The following is a 22,431-nucleotide window of genomic DNA, read 5'->3' on the forward strand; positions in this document are numbered from 1 at the left end:
ATGTGGATACTGTATTTTTTTGGTTTTTAAGATTTAAAATTGTAGTCTTTCACCACTTCGATACTATCGATAGTAATAGCAGTCGTTGGTTTGTCTTTCTCATCTTTTTCGGCTTTAGCAATCTTATCTACAACATCCATACCGTCAATCACTTGACCAAATACGGGGTGTTTGCCATCTAGACTAGGGTTTCCACCTTCTTTGTAGGCTTCGATGATTTTCTTTGGATACTTGCTTGTAGGGAGTTTAGCAGAGGTATCTGTAGAGTTTTGGTTGATGAAGAACTGGCTGCCATTGGTGTTTGGTTGACCAGTATTAGCCATGGAAAGAGCACCACGGATGTTATAGAGATAAGGAGTAATCTCGTTCTTGAAACCAGTTCCCTTGTCTTTAGTCTTATCCTTGTCATGCCAGATAGACTGACCACCTGTACCATCCCCTTTTGGATCTCCAGTTTGAACCATGAAGCCATCGATGACACGGTGGAAGGTAATGCCGTTATAGTAGCCTTCTTTAGCATGAGTGAGGAAGTTTTCAACCGCTAGAGGAGCCAGTTTAGGGAAGAGTTTAATACGGATATCTCCTTGACTTGTGTGGAGAATCACTTCAGCCTCGTCTTCAGCAACTTCTTTAGATAGTTGTGGGAAATTGGCGTTTTCGTTTGTCAAAGCATCATTTAACTCCTTGGCAGATTGGGCAGCTGCTTTGGAGCTTTCCTCAGCGGCCAAGCTAGAATCTACATAGTCATCACCACGCAAACTACGTTGGATGCTGCTGCATCCAGCTAGGGCTACAGTGGATAGTAAAAGAAGGGTTGCTAGTTTTTTCATACTGTTCCTCTCAAAAATTCATTTCTACCATTGTACCCTAAAAAGAAGGGGATTTCAAATATTAGTGACAAGATAGTTTTAGAGGAGCCAACCAGAAAATCCCTTGATTAGAGATTTTTCTTTGGATGACGGTCGACAATGTCCTGGTACTGTTTCAGTATGTGCTTTCCTTTTGGAGTTATTTTATAACCGCGAATCGAAAAGAGACCAGCTAATTCCTCTTCTGAAAAATGGTTATGAAGGGCTTGATCCAAATCTGCAATCTTCATTTTAGAAAGGCCAGTAACCCCATTCTTCTTAAGGATATTCTTTTTCATAGTAGCATTCAGATGGTCAAGTGACTCAAAAGCTGTTTCAATGCCAGCATAACCTTTTTCCACCAGAGTTTTTAGATGCTTAGGTGCATCAGTACCATAAGTGTATTCAAAGTATTTAGGGAAGCAAGTTTCGGTGGTAAAAGTACCAAAGTTGATTCTCCATAGTAAAATGATATCACCTGCTAGTAAATCATCTGTTAATAATTCCATGTTTCTTTTGGGAACGGGCTTGGGATTTAGGAGCCAAGTATCCAAATCACGTTCAGGCGATATGAAGGGTTTGAGTTGATGGTCTTTATAAAATGTTTCTAGAATAGCATTCATGACATTCTCTTTCTGATTTTTCTTTAAAAATATAACAAATTTCTAAATGGTTTAAAAATTTTATAGTCTGTCAAGTTTTTTTCTTGACACCTGCCAGAAATCTGCTATAATAGAACATGTGCTAAATAGCTTAGCTATTTCACCGAAATAAAAAATAAGAAAAGAGACTTTAAAAATGGCAGTTAAAATCCGTTTGACTCGTATGGGTTCTAAGAAAAAACCTTTCTACCGTATCAACGTAGCAGATTCACGTTCACCACGTGACGGACGTTTCATCGAAACAGTTGGAACTTACAACCCACTTGTTGCTGAAAACCAAGTAACTTTGAAAGAAGACCGCGTTCTTGCATGGTTGGCTGATGGAGCTCAACCTTCAGATACAGTACGTAACATCCTTTCAAAAGAAGGCGTATTGAAAAAATTCCACGATTCTAAATTCTCAAAATAAGTTTAAAGTAGGTTGACAGATGGATACGATTGAAAATCTCATTATTGCGATTGTGAAACCCTTGATTTCACAACCAGATGCCTTAACTATCAAGATTGAAGATACACCAGAGTTTTTGGAATATCATTTGGATCTTGATCAAAGTGATGTGGGTCGTGTAATCGGTCGTAAGGGTCGCACTATTTCTGCGATAAGAACGATTGTCTACTCTGTCCCAACTGAAGACAAAAAAGTAAGAATCGTTATTGACGAAAAATAAGAAGGGCGGGACGGATGTCTCGCTTTTTTTCTTTTTTGTGATGAATAGAAGATGAAAGATTGAACGTTTAGACAATTACAAGACTACTTACTCGAACATTACCAGCAGTCTCGGACTGAGTAAGGTATTTTTATCATGCTAGTGGAGGAAGTCGGAGAAGTAGCTGAGGTTTTGAATGGTCGTTCTGGTAGAAAAGAGGGTGTCAAGGACTCAAATGAGGAACTAGCAAAAGAACTGGCTGATATCATTCACTACACCGTAGCAATTGCGGCCATCAACGACATAGATCTAACCAAGACCATTTTTGAAAAAGATAAAAAGGCGGCTATAAAATATCAGCATGAACGAGATTTGGAAGGATTTTTAGAGAATTTCTAAGAGAATAAGAAATGATTTTTTTCTTATAAAGAAGATTTCACCTATATTGGCCTAGCTAGTAACATAGAAAACAATGAAACTGGCAGTTTATATTATCAAAGTAAGGAATCTCCAAGAGGCAGATAAGTTAGAACTTGTGAGACAAGAACGAGAAAAGCAGGTCAGACTTGCTGAATCCTTTTTAGTCAATGAACTAGATAAACGTTGATAGAAGGCATAAAATACTAATCCTAGAAATAGCATCTAGGATGCTACTATGCTACAATGGAAAGACAGTCTCAAAGAATTCTAGTCAATCAATCTTGAGAATAGCTATTTTTAAAAGGAGTAACAGTCTATGAACGAGAATACAAAAGCTTACCTAGCAGCTTTATCCTTTTCAGCAATCATTGGATTTTCTTTTTTATTTACTAAGATTGCTTTAGGCTATGCCAGTCCTCTCACAAACTTAGCGCATCGCTATACAATCGCAGCTTTAGTAATGGTCGTTCTTCATCAAACCAAACTTATCAAAGTGAGTTTAAGTAGAAAAGATATTTTTTCTATTCTTCCTATGAGTCTTTTCTATCCTCTTCTCTTTTTTATTTTTCAATCCTTTGCTTTACAGTATATATCGTCTTCTGAAGCTGGAATTTTACAGGCTCTTGTCCCGATTTTTACGCTCCTTTTAGCATCGGCCTTTCTCAAGGAAAAGACAAGTTTGCTTCAAAAGTTCTTTTTAATTTTATCCGTAGCAGGAGTGGTTTTCATCTTCCTTAGTAAAGGAGCTAACTTTGGTACTGAGACTGCTAGCTTTGGCTTTCTCTTGATGTTGGGATCTGTTCTCGCCAATGCAATAAACAATATCCTCAGCAAGTCTACAGGAGGACGCTATCGGGCTATGGATATGACAGCTGTTGTGATATTTGCTGGCTTCGTCACCTTTAATACGCTGAGTCTGACCTCGCATTATCTAGATGGCAACATATTAGCTTACTTTGCGCCACTTGGACAGGTATCTTATCTGATTTCAATTCTCTATTTGGGAATTCTAGCCTCTATCGTTACTGGTAGTCTCTCTATCTATGCTATTGTTCGACTTGGAGTATCAACCGTCAGTGTCTTTGGAAATCTTGGAACAGTTTTGACTATTCTAGCCGGAGCTCTTATTCTCCATGAACCAATTTATAGCTACCATGTTATAGGAGCCACTATGATTATTGCTGGAATTTTAGGCATGAATCTGATGAGAAGAAAGTAAAGATTGCTGAGCAGTCTTTTTCTTAATCTAAATGATACAGAAAATTCAAAAATTTTAATAAAATCAAGTTTGGAACACGATGATTTTAATCTAGCATGATAAAATAGATAAAAAGAATGACACTAGGATAAAGAGGAGAGAGTGTAATAATGAAGCAAAATGATATAGCTGAAGCTATTGCTTTTTATAACAGAAAACCTGAGACTTTGGTACGTCACATTATACCAGTTTTAGATTGTGACTTGGCTGTTTATCATCGCCCTGGAAACTCAAGTAAAGGACACATTATTTTTTATCATGGAGCTTGTGGCCGTAGTCAGATGTGGGCCCACCAGTATGATTCCTTTGAAGGATTTGACCTCTACTTTGTCAATGTTAGAGGACAGGGTGAATCACCTATGAAAGTTGGCCTACCCGACTTGGAAGGCGCTGTTCAAGATGTAGATGCTATTTTGTCCTATTTCCAGCTGGATAAGGTGATATTGGTCGGACATTCTTGGGGAGGAAATCCACTTCAAGAGTATACCTATCGCCATCCAGAAAGAGTCCTAGCCTTGGTCATGGTAGATAGTTGGGGACAGCATCGTTACCTATCAGATAAAGAGAGAAATCGCATAAAATATAGTTCCCTTATGTACAAAACGATTCCTTGGAAGTTGATTGCAGATAAGAACTCAAAAATGTGTACAGATAATCCTATCACAAGAGAATTAGTCAAGACGGCCATTATAGAAACTGGGCGAGATGTTTTTTTGAACCTTGGAATCACAGGTTTTTTGGCTGTCCATGAGATAGAGGGTTATCATGGAAATCCTCCTATGCTATTAGTAAGAGGCGAAAATGATTTTCCCAAACACCTAAAAATGATCTACGATGGAATCATGGCCTTAAATCCCAATGCACGTCAAGTAACGATTTCAGATAGCAAACACCAACCTATGAATGACCATCCTGAAGAGTTTAATCAGCTTATTGGTGAATTTTTTGAAGAAGTAGTAGGCCCGTAAGATAGGAACTATCCAACTTGAGAAAATCCTTGGAACGTGATAAAATAAAGGATAAGGATTTTTTATAATTCATTATACAGAATGAGTGGATTTCTTTATGAAGAGGATTGAAGTATCTACAGAAATTGGTAGTCTCTCTGTTACTTATCAAAAGCAGAAGAAAGTGCTAGTTTGTTTAAGTGGCGCAGGTTTGTTACCAAGTTATGAAAATTTTTCACTTATACTCGAAAAACTTCCTCCCACAATTGGTTATTTGACAATTGATTTTCCAAATACAGGTAGAAGTCCGATTCATGACCAAGCTGGAAAAAATCTGGATAATCTTGCAGATTCGGTTTATGAAGTACTTGAAGAATTGGCGATTTCTGAATATATACTTTGTGCACATAGTTTGAGTGGAATTTTAGCTTGCAAATTGCTCAAGAAACCAATTAAGTGTCATGCTTTAGTAGCAATTGAACCGACAACTAAAAACGTCATGTTTGCTGATTTTTCAGAAAATCCTTATCCAGAAATGGAAGAGCAGATGAGGCTGATTGAGGAGTGTGGTCCTGAATTTTATTTTAAGAACTTAACTCAAGCCACATTTAGCCCTGAAATTAATAAAGAAATCTGGGAAATAATGCAAGAAAAAGGCTTAGAGTTTGAAAATCAAGATTCAGAATTTCAGATATCTGGAGAGATTACTGAGGAAGATTTTGAGAATGTATCGATAGAATCTCATGTCCCTGTATTTATTTTCTGTCAGACTTATAGAGAAAAAGAGTACAGAGAATCAGAATATTGGACTTCCAATACTAAACTCATTTTAGGAGGGAATCACCATTATTTACAATGGTCAGAATCAGAAAAAATTGCGACTATTATTCAAAAGTTGTCAGAATAAGATGGAAAGAAATAGACTACAGGAGACAAGATGAACTACTTTAATGTTGGGAAAATCGTCAATACGCAGGGGTTGCAGGGTGAGATGCGAGTCTTGTCTGTGACGGATTTTGTAGAAGAACGGTTTAAAAAAGGTACTGAGCTTGCCTTGTTTGATGAAAAAGATCAGTTTGTTCAAACAGTGACCATCGCTAGCCACCGTAAACAGAAGAACTTTGACATTATTAAATTCAAAGATATGTACCATATCAATGCTATTGAAAAGTACAAGGGATACAGTCTCAAGGTTGCTGAGGAAGATTTAAATGACCTAGACGATGGTGAATTTTATTATTACGAGATTATCGGTTTGGAAGTCTATGAGGGTGATAACTTGATTGGAACCATCAAAGAAATCCTGCAACCAGGTGCTAACGATGTCTGGGTGGTCAAGCGAAAAGGCAAGCGCGATTTGCTCTTGCCTTATATCCCACCAGTGATTCTCAATGTTGATATTCCAAATAACCGCGTCGATGTGGAAATCTTAGAAGGGTTAGACGATGAAGATTGATATTTTAACCCTTTTTCCAGAGATGTTTTCTCCGCTAGAGCACTCAATTGTTGGAAAGGCTCGAGAAAAGGGGCTCTTGGATATCCAGTATCATAATTTTCGAGAAAATGCTGAAAAGGCCCGCCATGTCGACGATGAGCCCTACGGAGGCGGTCAGGGGATGTTGCTCCGAGCCCAACCCATTTTCGATGCCTTTGATGCTATTGAAAAGAAAAATCCGCGCGTCATTCTCCTCGATCCAGCTGGAAAGCAGTTTGATCAGGCTTATGCTGAGGATTTGGCTCAGGAGGAAGAGCTAATCTTTATCTGTGGGCACTATGAGGGTTATGATGAGCGAATTAAGACCTTGGTGACAGATGAGGTCTCCCTGGGCGACTATGTCTTGACTGGTGGAGAGTTGGCGGCTATGACCATGATTGATGCTACGGTACGCCTGATTCCAGAAGTGATTGGTAAGGAGTCCAGCCACCAAGATGATAGTTTTTCTTCTGGCCTTCTTGAATACCCTCAGTACACACGCCCTTATGATTATCGAGGTATGGTCGTGCCAGATGTTCTGATGAGCGGGCACCATGAAAAGATTCGTCAGTGGCGATTGTATGAGAGTTTAAAGAAAACCTATGAACGCAGACCGGATTTGCTTGAACATTATCAACTGACAGCAGAAGAAGAAAAAATGCTGGCAGAAATTAAAGAAAACAAATAATAAAGGAGATACCTATGCAAGTAATCAAACGTGATGGAGAAATTGCTGAATTTAATCCAGATAAGATTTACCAAGCTATCTTAAAAGCAGCTCAGACTGTCTATGTATTGACAGATGATTTGCGTCAAAACCTTGCACAAGTCACTAAGAAAGTGGTTTTGGATTTGGAAGAAGCCAAGGTGGAACGTGCTACCATCAGCATGATTCAGTCTATGGTTGAACATCGTTTACTGGGTGCAGGTTACATTACCATAGCAGAACACTACATTTCCTATCGTCTACAACGTGACTTGGAAAGAAGTGGTTATGGAGATCATATCGCAGTTCATTTACATTTTGAACAAATTCGCTAAGAAAAAAGAGTGGGATGAAGCAACTACATCTCACTCTTTCTTAAATCTATTTTTTTGGGCTGTTTGGACAGTTGAAGGGACAAATCGCAGGCGTTGAATATCGCTTATGCGGATAATACGGGTCACATTTTTGGCAAAATTTTTCACGATAATTTGCTGGCGTTGCTGATCGTATTTGATGATGTCACCTGTAAAACTTGTCTCTGACAAGATCAGGTGAACAGCAGTTTGTTTCTGGATAGCCTCTTCAATAGTGGCTGTAAGGGAGTTGCTTTCAGTCTGGTCTGGTTTTTCATGTCCATTTAAAAAGTCATGTATTTTATCTAGAACTTGCTGGAATTTATGTCTCATAGTGGCCTCCCTTCTTTTATATCAATATTATATAAAATTTTCCTAAAATCTACAAGATTTTACGAATAATCAGATGAAAGCTAAAAAAGGAGAAGAAAATGGCAGAATTTACATTTGAAATCGAAGAGCACTTGTTGACTCTTTCTGAAAACGAAAAAGGTTGGACTAAGGAAATCAACCGTGTGAGCTTTAATGGTGCTCCTGCAAAGTTTGATATTCGTGCTTGGAGTCCAGATCATACTAAAATGGGCAAAGGGATTACTCTCTCCAATGAAGAATTTCAAACAATGGTGGATGCATTTAAAGGCAAATAATACTCTTCGAAAAACAAATTCAAACCGCGTCAGCTTCGCCTTGCCGTACTCAAGTACAGCCTGCGGCTAGCTTCCTAGTTTGCTCTTTGATTTTCATTGAGTATAAGTTTTCAAAATGAAAGAAAAGGATATTGAGTTATGACAACTCGATATCCTTTTTTAGTGAGTAAAGTAAGCTTGATTTTTAAGGCGTTGAAGTAGTGGACGGCTAATAAAACTAATAGCCAGAAGTTTACCAAGGTCTGGAATGATAAAGGGAAGAACCCCCACCACAAGAGCTTTTTCAAATGCCATTCCAGCTAGGAAATGCAAGCTTAGAATCCCGCCGACAAAGACAAGGGCATCACCCAAGAGGTTTGCAAGAAAAATCTTGACAACTCCACTCTTGCTGTCAGTTAGAGATGAAGTAAGTCCAGAGTAAACAAGATAAAACCAAAGATAACCTGCAGTAGGACCAACCAACGCCTGCAATCCAGCTCCACCTCCTGCAAAAACAGGGAGCCCGATGGCACCTAGAAGAAGATAGAGTCCGACAGAAAGCACAGCCTCTCTCGGTCTAAAGACAGTAGCAATCAAGCCGATGGCAAAGTTTTGCAGAGTGAAGGGAACAGGTCCAATTGGAAGACTGATTTGTGCCAAAACAGCAATGAGAGCAGCTCCAATAGCAGGGATAGCATAAACGTGAGCTTTTTTCAAAATAGTTAACCTCTTTTCTGATGTATAGTAACTATTATACTCGTAGAGTAATTATTGTCAACCAATTTTTTAAAACAAGGTAACAAAGACTGTAACGGCCGATTTTGCTTATTGGTTAAGTTGGATAATTTTTTTGTAGATTTGTAAGACATTAAAAAAGAAGCAGACACATTTGTATCAGCTTCTTTTGTTTCGATTAACGCATAGTTACAAATTCTTCAGATGCAGTTGGGTGAATCGCCACAGTTGCATCAAAGTCTGCCTTGGTTGCTCCCATTTTGATAGCAACAGCAAATCCTTGAATCATTTCATCAACACCATAGCCAATTCCATGAAGTCCGACAACTTTTTCTTCTGAACCTGCTGTGATCAATTTGAAACGTGTTTCTTGACGGTTGTCAGTGCAAGCAGAGTACATAGACGTAAAGCTTGATTTGTAAACCTTGATTTGGTCTTGACCGTATTCTTTAATAGCTTGCTCTTCTGTCAAACCAACCGTTCCGATAGCAGGGTGTGAAAAGACAACAGTTGGAATAGTTGAGTAATCCATTTTTGCAGTTGTTTTGCCGTTAAAGAGACGTTCAGATAAAGTACGTCCAGCCTTGATAGCAACTGGAGTTAGTTCTTTTTCGCCTGTTACATCACCTAGTGCGTAGATTCCCTCAACAACAGTATTTTGGTATTCATCCACTTGGATAAAGCCACGTTCGTTTAGAGTCACGCCAGCTTTTTCAAGTTGCAAGCCCTTAACGTTTGGACGGCGGCCTGTAGCCCAGATAACTTGGCTAGCTGTGTGACTAGTACCATCTTCGAAATGAATGGTAATGCCCTCAGCAGTTTTTTCTAACTTGGCAGGGACTTTGTGAGTATGAAGTGGTAAGTTTGTTCTTTCCATTTCCTTGACCAAACCTTCAACGATGTAAGAATCAAAACCACGTAAAGGACGATCACGACGAACAAAGAGGTCTGTCTTGACACCAAAAGTGTGGAGTACGCCAGCCAATTCAACGGCAATATAACCAGCGCCTAGAATAGCAACTGACTCTGGCAATTCTTCCCAAGCAAATACATCATCAGAAGAGCCACCTAGCTCAGCACCAGGAATATTTGGAATACTTGGATGGGCACCAGTAGCGATCACGATATGTTTAGCACGGATCAGTTCACCATTTACGCTGACAGTATGAGAATCTACAAATTCAGCATGTCCTTCAATCAAGTCTACACCGTTGCGTTTAAAACTGCCATCATAAGAAGAACGAGCGCGATCGATGTAGGCTTCACGATTGCGACGTAGGGTTGCAAAGTCAAAGTTAAGATCAGTAGTTTTAAAACCGTAGTCTTCTCCAAATTGATGGAAAGTTTCAGCGATTTGTGCTCCGTACCACATGATTTTCTTAGGAACACAACCGACGTTGACACAGGTTCCACCTAGTTTCTTTTCCTCAATAACGGCAGCTTTGGCTCCATGTTCACCAGCACGATTCATGGTAGCAATTCCTCCGCTACCTCCACCGATAGCAATGATATCATATTCTCTCATTGAAAACTCCTTTGTACTCTTTTAAATAATAGAGTGTCATTTTTTGATAGTCATATTCTATCTTTTTTTTGATGTGATTGCAAAAATCTGCTACGTTCAAAAAAATTAAAGAAAAGGCTTGCAAAAAGGAAAAATAAAGTGTATTATATAACTAGTACAATGGTAATAAAAATAGATTCCGAACAATAATCAAATCCCGAAATGTCATTATTTCGTTCTGAACTGTTATTGTTTATATTTGCTAATTTTTATATAATATTGTTAAGGACTTTAAATCAAAAAGGAGTTTCATTATGAAGAAGAATCGTAAAGCTAAAAAGTGGCAATTGTATGCAGCAATCGGTGCTGCCAGTGTAGTTGTATTAGGTGCTGGGGGGATTTTGCTCTTTAGACAACCATCTCAGACCGCTGTAAAAGATGAGCCTACTCATCTTGTTGTTGCCAAGGAAGGAAGCGTGGCGTCCTCTGTTTTATTGTCAGGGACAGTAACAGCAAAAAATGAACAATATGTTTATTTTGATGCTAGTAAGGGAGATTTAGATGAAATCCTTGTTTCTGTGGGTGATAAGGTCAGCGAAGGACAGGCTTTAGTCAAGTACAGTAGTTCAGAAGCCCAGGCGGCCTATGATTCAGCTAGCCGAGCAGTAGCTAAGGCAGATCGTCATATCAATGAACTCAATCAAGCACGAAATGAAGCCGCTTCAGCTCCGGCTCCACAGTTACCAGCACCAGCAGGAGGCGAAGGAGCTGCAGGGCAAACTCCAGCTCCAGTCTCAGGAAATGCAGTTTCATCTATTGATGCACAACTAGGTGATGCCCGTGATGCTCGTGCAGATGCAGAAGCGCAATTAAGTAAGGCTCAAAGTCAGTTGGATGCCATGACGGTTCTCAGTACCCTGGAGGGAACTGTGGTTGAAGTCAACCACAATGTTTCTAAATCTCCAACAGGAGCTAGTCAAGTAGTCGTTCATGTCGTAAGTAATGAAAACTTGCAAGTTAAGGGTGAACTATCTGAATATAACCTTGCCAACCTCTCTGTAGGACAAGAAGTAACCTTTACTTCTAAAGTTTACCAAGATAAGAGCTGGACAGGTAAGATTAGCTATATCTCTGACTATCCTAAAACTAGTGGTGAAGCAGCAAGTGCAGCTACTGCCGCAACAGGTGGTAATTCTGGTTCTAAATATCCATATACCATCGATGTTACAAGTGAAATCGGTGATTTGAAACAAGGATTCTCAGTAAGTGTTGAGGTTAAGAATAAGAGTAAAGCCATTTTGGTTCCTCTAACAAGTGTTGTGACTGAAAATGATAAGAACTATGTCTGGGTGCTTGACGAGCAGAAAAAGGCCAAGAAAGTGGAAGTTGGTTTGGGCAATGCTGATGCAGACAACCAAGAAATCACTTCAGGTCTGACAAATGGAGTCAAGGTCATCAGTAACCCAACGTCTTCTCTAGAGGAAGGAAAAGAGGTGAAGGCTGATGAAGCAACTAATTAGTCTAAAAAATATCTGCAGAAGCTACCGTAACGGTGACCAAGAACTGCAGGTTCTCAAAAATATCAACCTAGAAGTGAATGAGGGTGAATTTGTTGCCATCATGGGACCATCTGGTTCGGGTAAGTCTACTCTCATGAATACGATTGGTATGTTGGATACACCAACCAGTGGAGAATATTATCTTGAAGGCCAAGAAGTAGCTGGACTTGGTGAAAAACAACTAGCCAAGGTCCGCAATCAACAAATCGGTTTTGTCTTTCAGCAGTTTTTTCTTCTATCTAAACTTAACGCTCTGCAAAACGTAGAATTGCCCTTGATTTACGCGGGAGTTTCGGCTTCAAAACGTCGCAAGTTAGCTGAGGAGTATTTAGACAAGGTTGAATTGACAGAACGTAGTCATCATTTGCCTTCGGAATTATCTGGTGGTCAAAAGCAACGTGTAGCTATCGCGCGTGCCTTGGTAAACAATCCTTCTATTATCCTAGCGGACGAACCGACAGGAGCCTTGGATACCAAAACAGGGAACCAAATTATGCAACTATTGGTTGAGTTGAACAAAGAAGGAAAAACCATTATCATGGTAACGCATGAGCCTGAAATCGCTGCTTATGCTAAACGCCAGATTGTCATTCGAGATGGAGTTATTTCGTCTGACAGTTCGCAGTTAGAGAAGGAGGAAAACTAAGATGCAGAATCTGAAATTTGCCTTTTCATCTATCATGGCCCACAAGATGCGCTCTTTTCTCACTATGATTGGGATTATCATTGGTGTTTCATCAGTTGTTGTTATTATGGCTCTGGGGGATTCCATGTCTCGTCAGGTCAATAAAAATATGACCAAGTCACAGAAGAATATCCATGTTTTTTTCTCACCTATTAAAAGTAAAGATGGCTCTTTTACCCAAAAACAATCAGCATTGACAGTTTCTGGGAAAGAAGAGGAAGTTCCTGTGGAACCACCAAAACCACAAGAAGCTTGGGTCAAGGAGGCTGCTAAAGTTAAAGGTGTAGATAGTTACTATGTAACCAACTCGACCAATACCACCTTGTCTTATAAAGACAAAAAAGTGGAGCGTGCTAGCTTGACAGGTGGAAATATTACTTACATGAAGGCGGTTGAAAATGAAATTGTTGCAGGCCGCAGTCTCATAGCTCAGGATTATAAAGATGTGGCCAGTGTCATTTTGCTAGACCAAGAACTTGCTAATAGCCTGTTTGGATCTGCTCAAGAAGCTGTTAACCAGGTTATAGATGTTGGTGGCTTTAGCTATCGTGTCATTGGTGTCTATACCAGCGATGAGGCCAAGACTGCCAAGACTTTTGGTATTGGCGGACTTCCAATTACGACTAATATTTCTCTTGCCAACAACTTCAATATGGATGAAATTTCTGATATTGTCTTCCGTGTCAATGATACCAGTTTGACACCAACTGTGGGACCAGAATTAGCTAGAAAATTGACCGAAATTGCTGGTCTTCAGCAAGGGGAGTATCAGGTGTCAGATGCGACTGCAGCCTTCCAAGAAGTACAACAATTGTTCGGCTTTATAACTACGATTATTAGTGCCATTGCAGGAATTTCCCTTTTTGTTGGAGGGACTGGTGTTATGAACATCATGCTGGTTTCGGTGACGGAGCGTACGCGTGAGATTGGTCTCCGTAAGGCTTTGGGTGCAACACGTGCTAATATTTTAATCCAGTTTTTGATTGAATCCATGATATTGACCTTGCTTGGTGGAGTCATTGGTTTAACCATTGCGACAGGCTTAACCGCTATAGCTGGCATACTCTTGCAAGGTTTGATTGCGGGTATAGAAGTGGGAGTATCAATCCCAGTTGCCCTATTTAGTCTTGCAGTTTCGGCTAGTGTGGGTATGATTTTTGGAGTTTTGCCAGCCAACAAGGCATCGAAACTTGATCCGATTGAAGCTCTTCGCTATGAATAAGATTAACAAGATGGACACTTGTCTATCTTGTTTTTGTATAGATTTCCCTATCGAAAATCCTTAAAAATGTGATATAATGAAGTGTGAGAAAAACAGGTTTCATTTGCCTGGAAAGGAAAAATTATGTCTGAAAAGAATTTTTATATTACAACACCGATTTACTATCCATCTGGTAAACTTCATATCGGTTCTGCCTACACAACCATCGCTTGTGATGTCCTAGCCCGTTACAAACGCCTCATGGGCTACGATGTCTTTTATCTGACAGGTCTTGATGAGCACGGTCAAAAGATTCAACAAAAAGCAGAAGAAGCTGGTATCACACCCCAATCCTATGTTGATGGGATGGCAGTTGGAGTTAAAGAACTCTGGCACTTACTAGATATATCATACGATAAATTTATCCGCACAACTGATGACTACCATGAAAAAGTTGTCGCACAAGTCTTTGAACGCTTGCTGGCTCAAGATGACATCTATTTGGGTGAATATTCTGGTTGGTATTCAGTTTCAGATGAGGAATTCTTTACAGAAAGCCAGCTTGCAGAAGTTTTCCGTGACGAAGCTGGAAATGTAACTGGTGGTATCGCTCCATCAGGTCACGAAGTGGAATGGGTATCTGAAGAGTCTTATTTCCTTCGTCTTAGCAAGTACCAAGACCGTCTAGTAGAATTTTTCAAAGCTCATCCTGAATTTATCACTCCAGATGGTCGTCTGAATGAAATGCTTCGCAACTTTATCGAGCCAGGTTTAGAGGATTTGGCGGTTTCTCGTACAACCTTTACATGGGGTGTGCCAGTGCCATCTAATCCTAAACACGTTGTCTACGTTTGGATTGATGCCCTTCTTAACTATGCGACAGCTCTTGGCTACGGTCAAGATGAACATGGTAACTTTGACAAGTTCTGGAATGGAACAGTCTTCCACATGGTAGGAAAAGACATCCTTCGATTCCACTCAATCTACTGGCCAATCCTTCTTATGATGCTCGATATCAAATTGCCAGATCGTCTGATTGCCCATGGTTGGTTTGTCATGAAAGACGGCAAAATGTCTAAGTCTAAAGGAAATGTCGTTTACCCTGAAATGTTGGTAGAGCGTTATGGACTAGATCCGCTTCGTTACTATCTCATGCGTAGCCTTCCAGTTGGTTCAGACGGAACCTTCACTCCAGAAGACTATGTAGGCCGTATCAACTATGAATTGGCCAATGACCTTGGAAACCTCCTTAACCGTACGGTTTCTATGATTAATAAATACTTTGACGGGCAAGTCCCTGCCTATGTAGAAGGTGTAACAGAGTTTGACCATGCTCTTGCTGACGTTGCAGAACAATCAATCGCTGACTACCACACCTACATGGAAGCAGTTGACTACCCACGTGCACTTGAAGCAGTCTGGACCCTTATCTCTCGTACTAACAAATACATAGACGAGACAGCTCCATGGGTATTGGCAAAGGATGAAGCACTACGCGATCAATTGGCAAGTGTTATGAGCCACTTGGCAGCCAGCCTTCGCGTCGTTGCTCACTTGATTGAGCCATTTATGATGGAAACCAGTCGTGCAGTTTTGACTCAACTTGGTTTAGCAGAAGTTGCTAGCCTTGAGAACTTGAAATTGGCTGATTTCCCTGCAGGTGTGACTGTAGTTGCTAAGGGAACACCAATCTTCCCACGTCTGGATATGGAAGAAGAAATCGCCTATATCAAGGAACAAATGGAAGGCAACAAACCAGCCGTCGAAAAAGAATGGAATCCAGACGAAGTTGAACTCAAACTAAACAAGGAAGAAATCAAGTTTGAAGACTTTGACAAGGTCGAAATCCGTGTCGCAGAAGTCAAAGAAGTGTCTAAAGTAGAAGGTTCAGATAAGTTGCTTCAATTCAGCTTGGATGCTGGTGATGGTGAAGATCGTCAAATTCTTTCTGGGATTGCAAAATACTATCCAAATGAACAAGAATTGGTCGGCAAGAAAGTTCAAATCGTTGCCAATCTCAAACCACGCAAGATGATGAAGAAATATGTCAGCCAAGGGATGATCCTCTCAGCTGAACATGATGGGAAATTAACCCTTCTCACAGTTGATCCAGCTGTACCAAACGGAAGTGTGATTGGGTAAAAAACTCAACAGATAGTAGATCTTTTATAAGAAAAACCTCCCAGACAATTGTTCATGGGAGGTTTTGGGAACCTAGATAATGTTTTTTAAATGTAAAGTAAGTATTGACATATCAGTCGATACAGTTATAACAAGTTTGATAATAAAATTATTATATACTGCGAAGGAACAAGAATGTCTAAAAATATAATAAAAGAGATAATTGATAAAGTAAAAAATGATTATTCAGATATTGTCTGGATTGAATCTAATAGAGTTTTTCATAGACGATCCGAAGACAGAGAAAGCTACTTAATTGAAAATATGAGCACAAAGTTAAAGAAATCATATAATCAAGAAAAGTTCTATTTAATAAACCGGATTAAAGATATAGAAGATTATATAGTTATCACTAAAATTACTAAAGAGCCTGATTCTGGAAATATAGAGTTTACGAAAAATAACAAAAAAGAAGAATTTAAGGAATCTATAGAACAGAAGAAATTACATTTCCAAATTAAACAAGATTTTTTCATTTGTGACTTTTTTAGAGTTATTGAGGAAAATGGTACAGAATCCCTTCAAGAGATTGAAAGGTTTTTAGATGGAATTAGCTATGAAAGTAAGCAGGAAGTTATAAATTCAAAAGAAAATGGAAAGGATTCTGTAAAAACTATGTTGAGTTTATCATCAGTAAATACAATCCTTTATGGGCCTCCAGGAACTGGTAAAACTTACAATTCTATCAAGTATGCAGTTGATACGATTGATAGGAAGTTTAATCGGGATAGTGCCAAGACTTACACTGACTACGTCAATAAATTTAATGAATTAAAAGCTGTTGGTCAAATCGCATTTACAACTTTCCATCAGTCTTACGGTTATGAGGAGTTTATCGAGGGGATTAAGCCAGTTTTAGGTGATATTAGTGAGAAAAATGAGCTTAGTTACAAAATCTCAGATGGTATGTTCAAAGAGTTTTGTAATAAAGCTGCAAGTGATAGGAGTAATAAATACGTTTTTATTATTGATGAAATCAACCGTGGAAATATTTCTAAAATATTCGGAGAACTTATTACTTTGATTGAAGATTCGAAGCGTGCTGGAGAGGATGAGGCAATGTCAGTGACTCTTCCGTATTCCCAAGAATATTTTTCTGTGCCAGAAAATGTATATATTCTAGGGACCATGAATACAGCAGACCGTTCTATCGCTCTCATGGATACAGCTCTTCGCCGTCGTTTTGAATTTATTGAAATGATGCCAAAAGAAAAATTGTTGACTGATATAGTCATCGATAATGTTAATGTAAAAAAAATGCTAGAAACGATGAACCGACGTATTGAAGCTCTTTATGACAGGGAGCATACATTAGGACATGCCTTCTTTATGCCACTTAAAAATGAGAAAAAAGCCACTATCAATCAATTAGCCTCTATCTTTAAAAATAAAATTATTCCACTGCTTCAAGAATATTTCTATGAAGATTACGAAAAAATTATGCTTGTTTTAGGAATTAATCCCCAAAATGACGATGATAGTAAATTTATTTCAGTCAAAAGTAATGAAAATCTATTTAAAAAGAGTTCAGATATTGACTTGAATTCTACCTATAAAATTAATAAAGATTCATTTAAAGATTCATTTAAGGAGTCAAAGAATTATATTGACATCTATGGTGAGAATTCAAATTCGGGAGAAGTGGATGAAACCAAAGGTTCTTACAGTTAAAGAATTTAAAGAGATAAAAAAAGAAGATTTAGGAGAAAGAAATTTCATTTTATTAGAAGAATTTATCGAAGAAAATTCTGGTGATGATGTTGAGGAACGATTGTCAGACTTTTTGAGGATTTCATCTCATAAAGGAGTAAAAGTTATCAAACCTCAGAATTATGTAGGTGTTATTAACATTGATAATAAAGTTCAGATTGAAATTTTACCTAAGATTGATATTGGTGATGAGAATAAATTACGAAAACTGTTTCTTAAAATGTTATCTTGCTTAAAAGAATTTAAGGGAAAGAGTTTTAAAAATGCTCAGATAAATGTTTCTCAGTTACCAATTTATGAAGTTTTTATTCAGATGTATTTGAATGAAGTTCAAGAACTGTTGAAAAAAGGATTAAAATCCGATTATCTTACGATTGAGGGGAATCTTACTTTTTTCAAAGGGAAATTTCTAATTAATCAGCATCTTAAGCATAATATAATTCGTAAAGATAGATTTTATATGGCTTATGATGAATTTCATATCAATCGACCTGAAAATCGTTTGATAAAAACAACGCTTCTAAAGTTAAACAAGATTTCATCCAATGGAAAAAATCAATTGTTAGTAAAACGTTTGTTGGCTGAATTTGAAATGGTTAATCAGTCAACAAATATTGATAAGGACTTTTCTCTAGTAAAAAAAGATCGAAATGCTCAAGCTTATCAAAGTCTAATGACTTGGTCGCAAGTTTTCCTTAAGAATAAAAGTTTTTCAACTTTTAAAGGAACTGAAAATGTTAATGCTTTACTGTTTCCAATGGAGAAAATTTTTGAAGCATATGTTGCTAAACAGTTAAAAATTAAATTTCCAGAATGGAAAGTAGAAACTCAAAAAGAAGACAAATATTTGTTTGATAATCCAAAGACGTTTGGCTTAAAGCCTGATATTTATATGGCAAAAGGGGAATCAGCGATTGTTCTAGATACCAAATGGAAAAAGCTTATTCAAAATAATAAAAATAGAAAAAATTATGGAATCAGTGAGTCAGATATGCATCAAATGTATGCTTATGCATATAAATATGATGTTGAAAATGTTATTCTAATTTATCCTAAGCATAAGGAAATTTCTTTTAAAAATGATTATACAACTTATGTACAAAAACAAAACAATGAATATAATCTGAAGAGAATTGTTATTACCGTATTTCTGTATGATATGAAATATGATATGAATCAAGAAAACGACAACGTAGAAAGATTGAAAAAAATAATTAAGAAGCTTTCTGATAAACAGCCTAGGAAAAAATAATTTAATCAAATGTAAGTATATTTTAAGAGAATTGAAACATATTTTCATTATAAAATGCATAATATGGCAGTTTTGAAATACCTACGATTGTACTGACCCCCAAAAGTTAGACAATTAATTTATCCGAAGGATTTAGTTCTGTATTTTACAGGGCTAAATCCTTTTAGTTTTACCTTAATTCGTTTATTGTTGTAGTAATCAATATAGTCTACAATAGCTTGTTCCAATTGCTTAAGCGACTGAAATGACTTCTCATAACCATAAAACATCTCCGATTTCAGAATGCCAAAGAAGGACTCCATCATACCGTTGTCTGGACTGTTACCTTTACGTGACATGGATGCTTGAATTCCCTTACTCTCTAGGAACCGATGATAAGAATCATGTTGGTATTGCCAGCCTTGGTCACTATGGAGAATCGTATTCTCATAGTGTTTCTCTGTGAAGGCCTGTTCCAGCATCGTTTTTACTTGTTCTAAATTAGGTGAAGTAGAGAGATTACGCTGTTAAATCCATCTAAAACAGGCAATAAATAGAGTTTCTGTGTACTATTTGGAATGGCAAACTCTGTCACATCCGTATAGCACTTTTCCATTGGATTTGATGCTTCAAACTGGCGTTGAATGAGATTCTCTGCTTTCTTGCCAATCTCTCCTTGGTAGGAAGAATACTTTCGTCTCCGACGAATTCGAGCTGTTAAACCAAGGAGCTTCATCAGACGTTGAACTTTCTTATGATTCACTACAAAACCACGATTTCTTAGTTCAAGAGTAACTCTCCGATAGCCATAATTTCCTTTATGGTCATTATAAATGGCCTGAATTTCGGTTTTAAGCTCTTTATCTTTGTCAAGCCCATCTACTTGCTTCAACTGATAGTAGTAAGTTGAGCGAGGTAAACGAGCCGCTTCAAGAAGTAAATCTAGTCGAAATTCTCCTGAAGCCATTTCTCTAATTGTCTCTGCCTTTCTCGCTGTATGGCTTCGTCCCTGTCTTCCAGCTCTTTTAACTTTTTTAAGTAAGGCACCTCGGTACGTAAGTGTTCATTCTCCTCTTGGAGTCGCTCTAGTTCTGTCATTTCTTCCCAAGTTTTCTTCCGTTTACATCCCATTTTAGGTACTCTCCCTCTTGTTTTCTCAACAATAGTATACCCGTTTTTCCTGTATTGTGATAGCCAGTTAAGAAGTATCGTACGACTTGGGAGGTCGTATTCAAGAGAAACTCTATCTTTAGTCCAGCCTTCATGCAAGACTTTATTAATCATTTCTTGTTTTAAATCAGGAGAATAGTAACGATTTTTTCTTTTTTTGACGAACTCCATTCCGTAACGATCAATCAATTTAATCATGTACCTAAGATTAGAATTATTTATCCCAAATTTATTTGAAAGCTTCTCTAAGCTATATCCTTGTTTTCTAAGTTCATAGATCTGAACTTTATCACCATAAGTTAATTTCATAATAAAAACACCCCAAAAGTTAGATTTTTCTGTCTAACTTTTGGGGTGCAGTACATTGACCCTCATAAGAAATCGAGCCTAAATCGAAAAAAATTCTACGTTGAAAAGTCATGTGGAAGTTGCTTTTAGAACTTACCATTATTTTTCTATCTGTATTAGAATGACTTCTAATGTAGAAGTATAATAGATTTTTTGGTATAATAAAAGTTATGGAAATCGAAAAAACCAACCGTATGAATGCGCTCTTTGAATTTTATGCGGCGCTTTTGACAGATAAGCAAATGAATTATATCGAGCTCTACTACGCTGATGATTATAGCCTTGCTGAAATTGCCGAGGAGTTTGGTGTCAGTCGACAAGCAGTCTATGATAATATCAAACGAACAGAAAAAATTCTCGAAGATTATGAGATGAAATTGCACATGTACTCGGACTACATTGTCCGCAGTCAGATTTTTGACCAGATTTTGGAGCGCTATCCCAAGGATAACTTTCTGCAGGAGCAGATAGAAATTTTAACAAGCATTGATAATAGAGAATAAGAGGAAGAAAAATGGCATTTGAAAGTTTAACAGAACGTTTACAGAACGTCTTTAAAAATCTACGTAAAAAAGGAAAAATCTCTGAATCTGATGTCCAAGAGGCAACCAAAGAAATTCGCCTGGCCTTGCTTGAGGCCGACGTTGCCTTGCCTGTTGTAAAGGACTTTATCAAGAAAGTTCGTGAGCGTGCAGTTGGGCATGAGGTCATTGATACCCTTAATCCTGCGCAACAAATTATTAAAATCGTTGATGAGGAACTGACAGCCGTTTTAGGTTCTGATACGGCAGAAATTATCAAGTCACCTAAGATTCCTACAATCATCATGATGGTTGGTTTACAGGGGGCTGGTAAAACAACCTTTGCTGGTAAATTGGCCAACAAACTCAAGAAAGAAGAAAATGCTCGTCCTTTGATGATTGCGGCGGATATTTATCGTCCTGCGGCTATTGACCAGTTGAAAACTCTGGGTCAACAGATTGATGTGCCGGTTTTCGCTCTTGGAACAGAGGTTCCAGCTGTTGAGATTGTTCGTCAAGGTTTGGAACAAGCCCAAGCTAATCATAATGACTATGTCTTGATTGATACGGCAGGTCGTTTGCAGATTGATGAGCTTTTGATGAATGAACTTCGTGACGTAAAAGCATTGGCTCAACCAAACGAAATTCTCCTCGTGGTTGATGCCATGATTGGTCAAGAAGCGGCCAATGTTGCGCGTGAGTTTAATGCTCAGTTGGAAGTCACTGGGGTCATCCTTACCAAGATTGATGGGGATACTCGTGGTGGTGCGGCTCTATCGGTTCGTCACATCACTGGAAAACCAATCAAGTTCACTGGTACAGGTGAAAAAATTACAGATATCGAAACCTTCCACCCAGACCGTATGTCTAGCCGTATCCTTGGCATGGGGGATATGCTTACTTTGATTGAGAAAGCTTCTCAAGAATACGATGAGCAAAAAGCCCTTGAAATGGCTGAGAAGATGCGTGAAAACACATTTGATTTCAATGATTTCATTGATCAGTTGGATCAGGTGCAAAATATGGGGCCGATGGAAGACTTGCTCAAGATGATTCCAGGTATGGCTAACAATCCAGCCCTTCAAAACATGAAGGTAGATGAGCGTCAGATTGCTCGCAAACGTGCTATTGTGTCTTCAATGACACCTGAAGAACGTGAAAATCCAGATTTGTTAAATCCGAGCCGTCGCCGTCGTATCGCTGCAGGTTCTGGGAATACCTTTGTCGAAGTTAATAAATTCATCAAAGACTTTAACCAAGCTAAACAACTCATGCAGGGTGTCATGTCTGGGGATATGAACAAAATGATGAAGCAAATGGGAATCAATCCAAATAACCTTCCTAAAAATATACCAAATATGGGAGGAACGGATATGTCTGCCCTTGAAGGAATGATGGGACAAGGTGGGATGCCTGACTTGTCAGCTCTAGGAGGAGCGGGAATGCCAGATATGAGCCAGATGTTTGGTGGCGGACTCAAAGGTAAAATCGGTGAATTTGCTATGAAACAGTCAATGAAACGCATGGCGAATAAAATGAAAAAAGCTAAGAAGAAACGCAAATAAAAAAGGAAAGCAGAAGTGCTTTCCTTTTTGATATAACATATGTGCTTTCTATGATTAGGCAATTTTCTTAATCGAAAAAT

The 22,431-nt window shown here is 38.3% G+C and carries 23 protein-coding genes and 2 pseudogenes; 19 read left to right on the top strand and 6 right to left on the bottom strand.

The genetic code is table 11. The features are described from left to right. Positions 1 to 26: 26 nt before the first annotated feature. Together KUA57_RS06335 and KUA57_RS06340 are read right to left on the bottom strand one after the other, a co-directional pair. Positions 27 to 830, bottom strand: coding sequence for a peptidylprolyl isomerase (locus tag KUA57_RS06335; RefSeq protein WP_023946405.1), 804 nt, complete (start codon positions 828 to 830; stop codon positions 27 to 29). 107 nt (positions 831 to 937) lie between these two features. Beyond that, positions 938 to 1,471, bottom strand: a complete 534-nt coding sequence (locus KUA57_RS06340) for a hypothetical protein (protein ID WP_218493875.1) — start codon at positions 1,469 to 1,471, stop codon at positions 938 to 940. Between the two features lie 175 nt (positions 1,472 to 1,646). Between KUA57_RS06340 and rpsP the strand changes: the two genes are divergently transcribed. From rpsP to KUA57_RS06385, 10 genes and pseudogenes are all read left to right on the top strand, one after another. Next, on the top strand, positions 1,647 to 1,919 hold the full coding sequence (gene rpsP / locus KUA57_RS06345) for a 30S ribosomal protein S16 (protein WP_000268760.1): 273 nt from the start codon (positions 1,647 to 1,649) through the stop codon (positions 1,917 to 1,919). A 19-nt stretch (positions 1,920 to 1,938) separates the two neighbouring features. Then, positions 1,939 to 2,178 carry an RNA-binding protein KphA gene (gene kphA, locus KUA57_RS06350; RefSeq protein ID WP_000379617.1) on the top strand — a complete coding sequence of 80 codons (240 nt, stop codon included), beginning with the start codon at positions 1,939 to 1,941 and terminating at the stop codon, positions 2,176 to 2,178. Positions 2,179 to 2,241: 63 nt separating this feature from the next. Then, positions 2,242 to 2,556 (top strand): annotated as a pseudogene (locus KUA57_RS06355) (MazG nucleotide pyrophosphohydrolase domain-containing protein); the annotation flags it as partial. Positions 2,557 to 2,629: 73 nt separating this feature from the next. Then, a complete protein-coding gene (locus KUA57_RS09700) occupies positions 2,630 to 2,764 on the top strand; it encodes a hypothetical protein (protein WP_261266842.1) in 135 nt (44 codons plus the stop codon). A gap of 129 nt (positions 2,765 to 2,893) precedes the next feature. Further along, positions 2,894 to 3,796: a DMT family transporter gene (locus KUA57_RS06360; protein ID WP_218493876.1), complete on the top strand. Its 903-nt coding sequence runs from the start codon at positions 2,894 to 2,896 to the stop codon at positions 3,794 to 3,796. Positions 3,797 to 3,945: 149 nt separating this feature from the next. Beyond that, positions 3,946 to 4,803: an alpha/beta fold hydrolase gene (locus KUA57_RS06365; RefSeq protein ID WP_218493877.1), complete on the top strand. Its 858-nt coding sequence runs from the start codon at positions 3,946 to 3,948 to the stop codon at positions 4,801 to 4,803. 97 nt (positions 4,804 to 4,900) lie between these two features. Further along, positions 4,901 to 5,689: an alpha/beta fold hydrolase gene (locus KUA57_RS06370; protein ID WP_218493878.1), complete on the top strand. Its 789-nt coding sequence runs from the start codon at positions 4,901 to 4,903 to the stop codon at positions 5,687 to 5,689. Between the two features lie 30 nt (positions 5,690 to 5,719). After that, positions 5,720 to 6,238, top strand: a complete 519-nt coding sequence (gene rimM, locus KUA57_RS06375; protein WP_218493879.1) for a ribosome maturation factor RimM — start codon at positions 5,720 to 5,722, stop codon at positions 6,236 to 6,238. Continuing rightward, entirely contained in the window at positions 6,228 to 6,944 is a 717-nt protein-coding gene (trmD, locus tag KUA57_RS06380) for a tRNA (guanosine(37)-N1)-methyltransferase TrmD (protein ID WP_218493880.1), read from the top strand. Before rimM ends, trmD begins: the two co-directional genes overlap by 11 nt. Positions 6,945 to 6,958: 14 nt before the next feature. Continuing rightward, on the top strand, positions 6,959 to 7,297 hold the full coding sequence (locus tag KUA57_RS06385) for an ATP cone domain-containing protein (protein ID WP_001196040.1): 339 nt from the start codon (positions 6,959 to 6,961) through the stop codon (positions 7,295 to 7,297). Positions 7,298 to 7,327: 30 nt separating this feature from the next. Here the strand turns inward: KUA57_RS06385 and KUA57_RS06390 are convergent, their stop codons facing one another. Next, the gene (locus tag KUA57_RS06390) at positions 7,328 to 7,648 is read right to left on the bottom strand and encodes a hypothetical protein (RefSeq protein WP_218493881.1); all 321 of its coding nucleotides are present in this window, start codon (positions 7,646 to 7,648) and stop codon (positions 7,328 to 7,330) included. A gap of 98 nt (positions 7,649 to 7,746) precedes the next feature. Between KUA57_RS06390 and KUA57_RS06395 the strand changes: the two genes are divergently transcribed. Beyond that, entirely contained in the window at positions 7,747 to 7,962 is a 216-nt protein-coding gene (locus KUA57_RS06395) for a YdbC family protein (protein WP_049542960.1), read from the top strand. Between the two features lie 159 nt (positions 7,963 to 8,121). Here the strand turns inward: KUA57_RS06395 and KUA57_RS06400 are convergent, their stop codons facing one another. Together KUA57_RS06400 and gor are read right to left on the bottom strand one after the other, a co-directional pair. Beyond that, on the bottom strand, positions 8,122 to 8,658 hold the full coding sequence (locus KUA57_RS06400) for a biotin transporter BioY (RefSeq protein ID WP_218493882.1): 537 nt from the start codon (positions 8,656 to 8,658) through the stop codon (positions 8,122 to 8,124). Between the two features lie 196 nt (positions 8,659 to 8,854). After that, positions 8,855 to 10,201, bottom strand: a complete 1,347-nt coding sequence (gene gor / locus KUA57_RS06405) for a glutathione-disulfide reductase (RefSeq protein ID WP_033686709.1) — start codon at positions 10,199 to 10,201, stop codon at positions 8,855 to 8,857. Between the two features lie 290 nt (positions 10,202 to 10,491). Here gor and KUA57_RS06410 point away from each other — a divergent pair, with 290 nt between their 5' ends. From KUA57_RS06410 to KUA57_RS06435, 6 genes are all read left to right on the top strand, one after another. After that, a complete protein-coding gene (locus tag KUA57_RS06410; protein WP_033684942.1) occupies positions 10,492 to 11,700 on the top strand; it encodes an efflux RND transporter periplasmic adaptor subunit in 1,209 nt (402 codons plus the stop codon). Further along, positions 11,684 to 12,385, top strand: a complete 702-nt coding sequence (locus KUA57_RS06415; RefSeq protein ID WP_218493883.1) for an ABC transporter ATP-binding protein — start codon at positions 11,684 to 11,686, stop codon at positions 12,383 to 12,385. Before KUA57_RS06410 ends, KUA57_RS06415 begins: the two co-directional genes overlap by 17 nt. 1 nt (position 12,386) lies before the next feature. Continuing rightward, positions 12,387 to 13,646, top strand: coding sequence for an ABC transporter permease (locus tag KUA57_RS06420; protein ID WP_125454526.1), 1,260 nt, complete (start codon positions 12,387 to 12,389; stop codon positions 13,644 to 13,646). Between the two features lie 123 nt (positions 13,647 to 13,769). Next, on the top strand, positions 13,770 to 15,767 hold the full coding sequence (gene metG / locus KUA57_RS06425; protein WP_218493884.1) for a methionine--tRNA ligase: 1,998 nt from the start codon (positions 13,770 to 13,772) through the stop codon (positions 15,765 to 15,767). Between the two features lie 174 nt (positions 15,768 to 15,941). Then, on the top strand, positions 15,942 to 17,477 hold the full coding sequence (locus tag KUA57_RS06430; protein ID WP_218493885.1) for an McrB family protein: 1,536 nt from the start codon (positions 15,942 to 15,944) through the stop codon (positions 17,475 to 17,477). After that, positions 17,452 to 18,768 (top strand): McrC family protein, encoded by a 1,317-nt coding sequence (locus tag KUA57_RS06435; RefSeq protein WP_185756789.1) that lies wholly within the window; start codon positions 17,452 to 17,454, stop codon positions 18,766 to 18,768. Before KUA57_RS06430 ends, KUA57_RS06435 begins: the two co-directional genes overlap by 26 nt. A gap of 119 nt (positions 18,769 to 18,887) precedes the next feature. On the opposite strand, the pseudogene KUA57_RS06440 reads toward KUA57_RS06435, so the two are convergent. Continuing rightward, a pseudogene (locus KUA57_RS06440) lies at positions 18,888 to 20,226 on the bottom strand (IS3 family transposase). Positions 20,227 to 20,435: 209 nt separating this feature from the next. On the opposite strand from KUA57_RS06440, the gene KUA57_RS06445 reads away from it, so the two are divergent. Both KUA57_RS06445 and ffh read left to right on the top strand, forming a co-directional pair. After that, complete coding sequence (locus tag KUA57_RS06445) at positions 20,436 to 20,768, top strand: putative DNA-binding protein (RefSeq protein WP_000402071.1); 333 nt, start codon at positions 20,436 to 20,438, stop codon at positions 20,766 to 20,768. Positions 20,769 to 20,779: 11 nt separating this feature from the next. After that, positions 20,780 to 22,351: a signal recognition particle protein gene (ffh, locus tag KUA57_RS06450; protein WP_125447776.1), complete on the top strand. Its 1,572-nt coding sequence runs from the start codon at positions 20,780 to 20,782 to the stop codon at positions 22,349 to 22,351. The last annotated feature ends 80 nt before the right edge of the window (positions 22,352 to 22,431 follow it).

The sequence above is a fragment of the Streptococcus vulneris genome (assembly GCF_019218685.1).
In the GTDB taxonomy this organism is placed as follows: Bacteria; Bacillota; Bacilli; order Lactobacillales; family Streptococcaceae; genus Streptococcus; species Streptococcus vulneris.